Origin of the sequence: Psychrobacter sp. UBA6739, assembly GCF_002453835.1 — a bacterium.
Lineage (GTDB): Bacteria > Pseudomonadota > Gammaproteobacteria > Pseudomonadales > Moraxellaceae > Psychrobacter > Psychrobacter immobilis_A.
The window spans coordinates 4,539-5,953 of record NZ_DKHR01000060.1; the positions used below are offsets into that span (position 1 = coordinate 4,539).

Annotated in this window: 1 protein-coding gene; it reads left to right on the forward strand. The window is 47.9% G+C overall.

Going from position 1 to position 1,415, the window contains the following annotated elements; genetic code table 11:
- Positions 1 to 1,270: aldehyde dehydrogenase family protein (locus B2575_RS12915; protein ID WP_296242526.1), on the forward strand; the 1,270-nt coding region annotated here is incomplete at its 5' end.
- Between the last annotated feature and the right edge of the window lie 145 nt (positions 1,271 to 1,415).

Below are 1,415 nucleotides of genomic sequence, written 5' to 3' on the forward strand. Positions count from 1 at the left end.
AGTCCTGCGTGAGCACAAAGAAGACCTAGGTATCTTAGTATCATTAGAAGCCGGAAAAATCAAAGAAGAAGGCCTTGGCGAAGTCCAAGAAATGATTGATATCTGTGACTTTGCCGTGGGCGTATCGCGTCAGCTTTATGGTCTAACCATCGCCTCAGAACGCCCGGGTCACCACATGCGTGAGACATGGCATCCACTTGGCGTCATCGGCGTCATCTCTGCCTTTAACTTCCCAGTCGCCGTTTGGTCTTGGAATACGGCACTGGCCATCGTCTGTGGCAACCCTGTCATCTGGAAACCTTCAGAAAAAACCCCACTTGTCGCCTTAGCGTGCCAAGCGTTATTTGAAAAAGCCCTGGCAAAATTTGGTGAAGCACCAGCACATTTATCGCAAATCATATTGGGCAAAACCGATATCGGTAATGCGTTGGTTGAAAACAAAGATATCTCTTTAGTCAGTGCCACCGGCAGTACGCGAATGGGCCGAGAAGTAGGACCTAAAGTCGCTGAGCGTTTTGGTAAATGTTTGCTTGAGCTTGGTGGTAATAACGCCATGATTTTGGCACCCACTGCCGATTTAGATTTGGCACTACGTGGCATTCTATTCTCTGCAGTGGGAACGGCAGGTCAGCGTTGCACCACCTTACGCCGTCTGTTCGTTCATGAGTCGGTCAAAGACGATATCTTACCGCGCGTTAAGTCTGCTTATGAGACGGTGAGCATCGGTCATCCGCTCGAAGGCAGTTTGGTCGGTCCACTGATTGATGAAGACAGCTTTAATAACATGCAAGCGGCGTTAGAAAAAGCCCGTAAGACTGGAGGTAAAGTCACAGGCGGTGAACGGGTGCTGATGGATAAATTCCCTGATGCTTATTATGTGACCCCTGCGATTGTTGAGCTTGATGAGCAAAATGACGTAGCACGTAGTGAGACGTTTGCGCCGATTTTATATGTCATGCCTTATAAAGAATTTGACGATGCGCTAGCAATGCAAAACGATGTGCCACAAGGGCTGTCATCTTGTATCTTTACCAATGACTTACGTGAAGCTGAAACTTTCCTCAGCGACCGCGGTAGTGATTGCGGTATCGCCAACGTCAACATCGGCACCAGTGGCGCTGAGATTGGCGGCGCATTCGGCGGCGAAAAAGAAACCGGCGGTGGTCGTGAATCAGGTTCGGACGCATGGAAAGCATATATGCGTCGTCAGACCAATACGGTGAACTACTCAACTGAGCTGCCACTGGCACAAGGCATCAACTTTGGTTAATAGTAGTTTGATTTGACGTGATGTGATGTGATGCTTGTTAAGTAGGCTCAGCGCTTATTTAGCAAGCCAGTTATTAGCTATTTTGGTCGCCAATTATTAAGTAATTATTGTTTTAGTATGGAAGCCTGCGGAAGTGATGAATAAC